At 59.0% G+C, this 8852-nt stretch carries 6 protein-coding genes; all 6 read left to right on the top strand.

The window, feature by feature from the left end; genetic code table 11:
• Nucleotides 1–2662: DNA translocase FtsK (gene ftsK / locus HMPREF9538_RS23845; protein ID WP_009484044.1), on the top strand; the 2662-nt coding region annotated here is incomplete at its 5' end.
• Between the two features lie 122 nt (nt 2663–2784).
• Nucleotides 2785–3396, top strand: a complete 612-nt coding sequence (gene lolA / locus HMPREF9538_RS23850) for an outer membrane lipoprotein chaperone LolA (protein ID WP_002898132.1) — start codon at nt 2785–2787, stop codon at nt 3394–3396.
• Between the two features lie 8 nt (nt 3397–3404).
• On the top strand, nt 3405–4748 hold the full coding sequence (rarA, locus tag HMPREF9538_RS23855) for a replication-associated recombination protein RarA (protein ID WP_002898137.1): 1344 nt from the start codon (nt 3405–3407) through the stop codon (nt 4746–4748).
• 90 nt (nt 4749–4838) lie between these two features.
• Nucleotides 4839–6131: a serine--tRNA ligase gene (gene serS / locus HMPREF9538_RS23860; protein WP_009484043.1), complete on the top strand. Its 1293-nt coding sequence runs from the start codon at nt 4839–4841 to the stop codon at nt 6129–6131.
• 200 nt (nt 6132–6331) lie between these two features.
• Nucleotides 6332–8770 (top strand): dimethylsulfoxide reductase subunit A, encoded by a 2439-nt coding sequence (gene dmsA / locus HMPREF9538_RS23865; RefSeq protein ID WP_004147794.1) that lies wholly within the window; start codon nt 6332–6334, stop codon nt 8768–8770.
• 10 nt (nt 8771–8780) lie between these two features.
• The coding region (locus HMPREF9538_RS29165) for a 4Fe-4S binding protein (RefSeq protein ID WP_171805128.1) at nt 8781–8852 on the top strand (72 nt) is incomplete at its 3' end.

Raw genomic sequence — 8852 nt, 5'->3', positions numbered from 1 at the left:
TCAGCCTGCGCCTCAGACCTATCAGCAGCCAGCTTACGATCCGCATGCCGGCCAGCCCGCGCCGCAGCCGTATCAGCCGGAGCCAGCGGCGTATCAGCCGCAAAGCGCGCCAGTTCCCCCACCGGAGCCAGAGCCCGAGGTCGTGCAGGAGGAAGTGAAACGTCCGCCGCTCTATTATTTCGAGGAAGTGGAAGAGAAGCGGGCGCGCGAACGCGAGCTGTTGGCCTCCTGGTATCAGCCAATTCCTGAGCCGGAAAGTCCGATTGCCACTAAACCGCTGACGCCGCCGACCACTGCGTCCAAACCGCCAGTGGAGACAACCGTAGTCTCTGCGGTAGCGGCTGGGGTGCATCAGGCTACCGCCGCCAGCGGCGGCGCGGCGGCAACAACCTCGTCCACTGCCGCATCCGCTGCGGCTACGCCATTGTTCAGCCCGGCGTCCAGCGGCCCACGGGTTCAGGTGAAAGAGGGCATCGGTCCAAAACTACCGCGGCCCAATCGCGTGCGTGTTCCTACGCGTCGGGAACTGGCCTCCTACGGCATCAAGCTACCGTCGCAGCGGGAGGCGGAACAGCGCGCGCGGCAGGCGGAGCGCGATCCGCATTATGATGATGAGCTGCTCTCGGATGAGGAAGCGGATGCTATGGAGCAGGATGAACTGGCTCGCCAGTTCGCCGCCACCCAGCAGCAGCGCTACGGTCATCGCTGGGAAGACGATAACGCGACTGATGACGATGAGGCCGACGCCGCGGCGGAAGCGGAGCTGGCGCGTCAGTTTGCCGCTACCCAGCAGCAGCGGTACGCTACCGAGCAGCCGCCGGGCGCCAACCCGTTCTCGCCGGCAGATTATGAATTCTCGCCGATGAAAACGTTGGTCAATGACGGCCCGAGCGAACCGCTGTTTACGCCGACGCCGGAAGTCCAGCCGCAGCAGCCGGCCCAGCGCTATCAACAACCGGCGGCCGCTCCGCAGCAGGGTTATCAACCTGCGCAGCATCAGCCGATACACCATCAGCCTGTGCCGCCGCAGCCGCAGTCCTATCCGACTGCGTCGCAGCCCGTACAGCCGCAACAACCGGTTGCCCCTCAGGGGCATCAGCCTGCCGCCCCTGCGCCGCAGGAGAGCCTGATCCACCCGCTGCTGATGCGCAATGGCGATAGTCGACCGCTGCAAAAGCCGACCACGCCACTGCCGTCGCTGGATCTGCTTACCCCGCCGCCGAGTGAAGTCGAGCCGGTGGATACCTTTGCTCTCGAGCAGATGGCACGCCTGGTGGAAGCGCGACTCGCTGATTTCCGCATTAAAGCGGATGTGGTGAACTACTCACCGGGGCCGGTGATCACCCGCTTCGAACTGAATCTGGCGCCTGGCGTTAAGGCCGCACGGATCTCTAACCTGTCACGGGACCTGGCGCGATCGCTGTCAACGGTCGCCGTGCGCGTGGTGGAGGTGATCCCGGGCAAACCGTATGTCGGGCTTGAGCTGCCGAATAAAAAACGCCAGACCGTCTACCTGCGTGAAGTGCTCGACAACGCCAAGTTCCGTGATAACCCATCTCCGCTCACCGTGGTGTTGGGTAAAGACATCGCTGGCGATCCGGTAGTAGCCGATCTGGCGAAAATGCCGCATCTGCTGGTGGCCGGTACCACCGGTTCCGGTAAGTCTGTTGGCGTCAACGCCATGATCCTCAGCATGCTCTACAAGGCGCAGCCGGAAGATGTGCGTTTCATTATGATCGACCCGAAAATGCTCGAGCTGTCGGTCTACGAAGGAATTCCGCACCTGCTGACGGAAGTGGTCACCGACATGAAAGACGCCGCCAATGCGCTGCGCTGGAGCGTCAATGAGATGGAGCGCCGCTACAAGCTGATGTCGGCGCTGGGCGTGCGTAACCTCGCGGGCTACAACGAGAAGATCGCCGAAGCCGCGCGCATGGGACGTCCGATCCCGGATCCGTACTGGAAGCCTGGCGACAGCATGGACGCCGTACATCCGGTGCTGGAAAAACTGCCGTACATCGTGGTGCTGGTGGATGAATTCGCCGATCTGATGATGACCGTCGGCAAAAAGGTGGAAGAGCTGATCGCTCGCCTGGCGCAGAAAGCGCGCGCGGCGGGGATCCACCTGGTGCTGGCGACACAGCGTCCGTCGGTAGATGTTATTACCGGCCTGATTAAGGCCAACATCCCGACGCGCATCGCCTTTACCGTGTCGAGTAAAATTGACTCACGTACCATTCTCGATCAGGGCGGCGCGGAATCGCTGCTGGGTATGGGGGATATGCTTTACTCCGGGCCGAACTCTACCACGCCGGTGCGCGTCCACGGGGCGTTTGTGCGCGACCAGGAAGTCCACGCCGTGGTTCAGGACTGGAAAGCCCGCGGTCGCCCGCAATATGTGGATGGCATTACCTCCGACAGCGAAAGCGAAGGCGGCGGTGGCGGCTTCGACGGCGGGGAAGAGCTGGATCCGTTGTTCGATCAGGCAGTCAACTTTGTGACCGAGAAGCGCAAAGCGTCGATTTCCGGGGTTCAGCGTCAGTTCCGCATCGGCTATAACCGTGCCGCGCGTATTATCGAACAGATGGAAGCGCAGGGTATCGTCAGCGAGCAGGGCCATAACGGTAACCGCGAAGTGCTGGCGCCGCCGCCCTTTGAATGAGTGCAAAGTTGGGTAAATAAGCGCAAAATCAGCCAATTCTTCTGTCCCGCCGCCGCCGGCGGTCCTACAGTAGGGGCAGATGAGGCTCCCGCGTCGGGAGTGACGCACATTAAGGAAGAACAATGAAAAAACTCGCAATCACCTGTGCATTACTGTCTGGTATGGTCGTCAGCCAGGTCTGGGCAGATGCGGCCAGCGACTTAAAAAGCCGTCTTGATAAAGTGAGCAGCTTCCATGCCAGCTTCACGCAAAAAGTCACCGACGGTAGCGGTAACGCCGTGCAGGACGGGCAGGGAGACCTGTGGGTGAAACGCCCGAACCTGTTTAACTGGCATATGACCCAGCCGGATGAGAGCGTCCTCGTTTCGGATGGTAAAACGCTGTGGTTCTATAACCCGTTCGTCGAGCAGGCCACGGCGACCTGGCTGAAAGACGCCACCAGCAACACGCCGTTTATGCTGATTGCCCGCAACCAGTCCAGCGACTGGCAGCAATATAATATCAAGCAAAATGGCGATGATTTTGTGCTGACGCCAAAAAGCGGCAGCGGCAACCTCAAGCAGTTCACGATCAACGTCGGTCGGGACGGCACTATCCATCAGTTCAGCGCCGTCGAGCAGGATGATCAGCGCAGCAGCTATCAGCTGAAATCGCAGCAGAACGGCGCCGTCGACGCAGCTAAGTTCACCTTTACGCCGCCGAAAGGGGTGACGGTGGACGATCAACGTAAGTAGAGGCGAAAGTGAGCAATCTGTCGCTCGATTTTTCCGACAACGCGTTTCAACCTCTGGCCGCTCGCATGCGGCCAGAAAATTTAGCGCAGTATATTGGCCAGCAGCACCTGCTGGCGCCGGGTAAACCCCTGCCGCGGGCCATTGAGGCCGGGCACCTGCATTCGATGATCCTCTGGGGGCCGCCGGGTACCGGCAAGACCACTCTGGCGGAAGTGATTGCCCGCTACGCCAGCGCCGATGTCGAACGGATCTCAGCGGTAACCTCCGGGGTGAAAGAGATTCGCGAGGCTATTGAGCGCGCGCGGCAGAATCGCAACGCCGGCCGGCGGACCATCCTGTTTGTTGACGAAGTGCATCGCTTTAATAAAAGCCAGCAGGATGCCTTTCTGCCGCATATTGAAGACGGTACCATTACTTTTATTGGCGCGACCACCGAAAACCCCTCCTTTGAGCTTAACTCGGCGCTGCTCTCCCGCGCTCGCGTCTACTTACTGAAATCGCTCACCACCGACGATATCGAGCGGGTGCTTGACCAGGCGATGAACGATAAAACCCGCGGCTACGGCGGCCAGGATATCATTTTGCCGGATGAGACCCGCAGGGCCATTGCCGAGCTAGTGAATGGCGACGCGCGGCGAGCGCTGAATACCCTGGAAATGATGGCCGATATGGCCGAAAGCGATGACTCGGGCAAGCGGGTGCTGAAGGCGGAACTGCTGACCGAGATCGCCGGCGAGCGTAGCGCGCGCTTTGATAACAAAGGCGACCGGTTCTACGATTTGATTTCCGCCTTGCATAAGTCGGTGCGCGGAAGCGCGCCGGATGCGGCACTTTACTGGTACGCGCGGATCATCACCGCCGGCGGCGATCCGCTGTACGTTGCCCGCCGCTGTCTGGCGATTGCCTCGGAAGATGTCGGCAACGCCGACCCGCGGGCGATGCAGGTCGCTATTTCGGCGTGGGATTGCTTTACCCGCGTCGGGCCGGCGGAAGGCGAACGGGCGATTGCCCAGGCCATCGTCTATCTGGCCTGCGCGCCGAAGAGCAACGCGGTGTACACCGCCTTCAAAGCGGCGCTGGCCGACGCGCGGGATCGTCCTGACTACGACGTTCCGGTGCATCTGCGCAATGCGCCGACGAAGCTGATGAAAGAGATGGGCTACGGCCAGGAGTATCGTTACGCTCATGACGAACCCAACGCCTACGCCGCCGGCGAGCAGTACTTCCCGCAGGAAATGGCGCAAACGCGCTATTATCACCCGACAAACCGGGGGCTTGAGGGCAAAATTGGCGAAAAGCTCGCCTGGCTCGCTGAACAGGATCAAAATAGCCCGATAAAACGCTACCGCTAATTGAGGCGTTGCGGTAAGGTTATTACACTATTTCCGTGGTCGTAGTCTGCGGCCACTTTTCTTTTTTAATTCGATAAGCACAGGATAAGCATGCTCGATCCCAATCTGCTGCGTACCGAGCCAGACGCAGTCGCAGAAAAACTGGCACGCCGGGGCTTTAAGCTGGATGTAGATAAACTTCGCGCGCTTGAAGAGCGTCGTAAAGTTCTGCAGGTGCAAACGGAAAACCTGCAGGCGGAGCGTAACTCCCGATCGAAATCCATTGGCCAGGCGAAAGCGCGCGGGGAAGACATCGAGCCATTACGCCTGGAAGTTAACAAGCTTGGCGAACAACTGGATGCTGCAAAATCCGAGCTGGAAACGCTGCTGGCGGAAATTCGCGATATCGCGCTGGCGATCCCGAATATTCCTCATGATGATGTGCCGGTTGGCCGCGACGAAAACGACAACGTTGAAGTTAGCCGCTGGGGTACGCCGCGTCAGTTCGATTTTGAGGTGCGCGATCATGTGACGCTGGGTGAAATGCACGGGGGGCTGGATTTTGCCGCCGCCGTTAAGCTCACCGGCTCGCGCTTCGTGGTGATGAAAGGGCAGCTGGCCCGTCTGCACCGCGCCCTGGCGCAGTTCATGCTGGATCTGCACACCGAACAGCATGGCTACAGCGAAAACTATGTCCCGTACCTGGTAAACCAGGACACCCTGTATGGCACTGGCCAGCTGCCGAAATTCGCCGGCGACCTGTTCCATACCCGTCCGCTGGAAGAAGAGGCTGACAGCAGCAACTACGCGCTGATCCCGACGGCGGAAGTGCCGCTGACCAACCTGGTGCGCGATGAAATCATCAACGAGGACGATCTGCCGATCAAAATGACCGCCCATACGCCGTGCTTCCGCTCTGAAGCCGGTTCCTATGGCCGCGACACCCGCGGTCTGATCCGTATGCACCAGTTCGATAAAGTTGAAATGGTGCAGATCGTCCGCCCGGAAGACTCTATGGCCGCGCTGGAAGAGATGACCGGTCACGCCGAGAAAGTGCTGCAGCTGCTGGGCCTGCCGTACCGTAAGGTCGCGCTGTGCACCGGCGATATGGGCTTCAGCGCCTGCAAAACCTATGACCTCGAAGTATGGGTTCCGGCGCAAAACACTTATCGTGAGATCTCCTCCTGCTCCAACGTCTGGGATTTCCAGGCGCGTCGTATGCAGGCTCGCTGCCGCAGCAAGTCCGATAAGAAGACCCGTCTCGTTCATACCCTGAATGGTTCTGGCCTGGCAGTAGGTCGTACCCTGGTGGCGCTGATGGAAAACTATCAGCAGGCTGATGGCCGTATCGAGATCCCGGAAGTGCTGCGCCCGTATATGCGCGGCCTCGAATATATCGGCTAAACTTCTCACTCCTTCTTTTAAAAGCGCCTGCGGGCGCTTTTTTTACGCCCTTATTGATACCGGGCAATAATCCTTGCCGCGAATGCAGTGATACTCCCTTTGGATTAAACCAGCATAAAAAACTAATAATATCGCAAAGCATTATATATATGTCTATATAACGCTTGTCAGTTTATTGTGAGCAACCAAAGCGAGTATCCATGAAAATTAAAGCCCCTGATGCTTTACTGGCTGCTGAGGTAAGCCGCCGTGGTCTGATGAAAACCACGGCAATAGGCGGCCTGGCGCTGGCCAGCAACGCACTAACGTTACCTTTTACCCGACTGTCGCATGCTGCCGATACGCCGGCGCCCGCCAGTGAGAAGGTGGTCTGGAGCGCCTGCACCGTCAACTGCGGTAGCCGTTGCCCGCTGCGCATGCACGTGGTGGATGGCGCGATTAAATACGTCGAAACCGATAATACCGGTGATGATAACTATGACGGTTTGCACCAGGTCCGCGCCTGCCTGCGTGGGCGTTCAATGCGCCGCCGGGTCTATAATCCGGACCGTCTGAAGTACCCGATGAAGCGCGTTGGTAAACGCGGTGAGGGCAAGTTCGAGCAAATCAGCTGGGAAGAGGCGTTGGATACCATCGCCAGCAATATGCAGCGGCTGATTAAAGAGTACGGCAATGAATCCATCTATCTGAACTACGGCACCGGCACGCTCGGCGGGACGCTGACCCGCTCCTGGCCGCCGGGGAAAACGCTGATTGCCCGTCTGATGAACTGCTGCGGTGGCTATCTCAACCATTATGGCGACTATTCATCAGCGCAGATTGCTGCCGGTCTGAATTACACCTACGGCGGCTGGGCGGACGGCAACAGCCCATCGGATATTGAAAACAGTCAGCTGGTGGTGCTGTTCGGCAATAACCCCGGCGAAACGCGGATGAGCGGCGGCGGGGTAACGTACTACCTTGAACAGGCGCGGCAGAAATCCAATGCCCGGATGATAATCATCGATCCGCGCTATACCGACACCGGCGCCGGGCGTGAAGATGAATGGATCCCGATTCGTCCGGGGACCGATGCGGCACTGGTTTCGGGCCTCGCGTGGGTGATGATCACCGAGAATCTGGTCGACCAGCCTTTCCTCGATAAATACTGCGTGGGATACGACGAGAAAACGCTGCCCGCCGGTGCGCCAGCCAATGGTCATTACAAAGCTTACATTCTTGGCCAGGGCACTGACGGTATCGCCAAAACGCCGGAGTGGGCCTCGACGATTACCGGTATTCCGCGCGAACGCATTGTTAAACTGGCGCGCGAAATTGCCACCGCCAAACCGGCCTATATTAGCCAGGGCTGGGGTCCGCAGCGTCACGCCAACGGTGAGATCGCCACCCGCGCCATCTCAATGCTCGCCATTCTGACGGGTAACGTCGGGATCAACGGCGGCAATAGCGGGGCGCGCGAGGGCTCGTATAGTCTGCCTTTTGAGCGTATGCCGACGCTGGAGAATCCGGTTGAGACCAGTATCTCGATGTTTATGTGGACCGATGCGATTGAGCGCGGCCCGGAAATGACCGCTCTGCGCGACGGCGTACGCGGTAAAGATAAGCTCGACGTGCCGATCAAAATGATCTGGAACTATGCGGGCAACTGTCTGATTAACCAGCATTCTGAGATCAACCGGACCCACGAAATCCTGCAGGACGACAAGAAATGCGAGATGATTGTGGTCATTGACTGCCATATGACCTCCTCGGCGAAATACGCTGATATTCTGCTGCCGGACTGTACCGCCTCCGAGCAGATGGATTTCGCGCTGGATGCCTCCTGCGGCAACATGTCCTACGTTATCTTTGCCGATCAGGCCATCAAGCCGCGCTTTGAATGCAAAACCATCTATGAGATGACCAGCGAACTGGCAAAGCGTCTGGGCGTCGAAGAGCAGTTTACCGAGGGCCGTACCCAGGAAGGCTGGATGCGCTATCTGTATGAGCAGTCGCGCAAAGCGATTCCCGACCTGCCGGATTTCGACACCTTCCGTCAGCAGGGCATCTATAAGCAGCGCGATCCGCAAGGTCATCATGTGGCCTACAAAGCCTTCCGTGAGGATCCGCAGGCTAATCCGCTGACCACGCCTTCGGGCAAGATCGAAATTTACTCGCAGGATCTGGCGAAAATCGCGGCTACCTGGGAGCTGCCGGAAGGGGATGTTATCGATCCGCTGCCGATCTACACCCCGGGTTTCGAAAACTACAACGATCCGCTGACAGCGAAATACCCGCTACAGCTCACCGGCTTCCACTATAAATCTCGCGTCCACTCGACCTACGGCAACGTCGATGTGCTGAAGGCCGCCTGTCGGCAGGAGATGTGGATTAACCCGATCGATGCCCGCAAGCGCGGCATTGCCAACGGCGATCGTATTCGCATCTTCAACGATCGGGGTGAAGTGCATATCGAAGCGAAGGTGACGCCGCGCATGATGCCGGGCGTCGTCGCGCTGGGGGAAGGGGCCTGGTACAACCCGGACGCCTCGCGTGTGGATCAGGCGGGCAGCATCAACGTGCTGACCACCCAGCGTCCGTCGCCGCTGGCGAAGGGAAACCCGTCGCATACCAACCTCGTTCAGGTTGAGAAGCTGTAAGGAGTAACCGATGACAACTCAGTATGGATTTTTTATTGATTCCGCCCGTTGCACCGGTTGCAAAACCTGCGAACTGGCCTGT

It is taken from the genome of Klebsiella sp. MS 92-3 (genome assembly GCF_000195655.1).
GTDB lineage: Bacteria > Pseudomonadota > Gammaproteobacteria > Enterobacterales > Enterobacteriaceae > Klebsiella > Klebsiella pneumoniae.
Note: the sequence above shows the minus strand (reverse complement) of the source record. Positions and strands in the feature narration are given on the sequence as shown.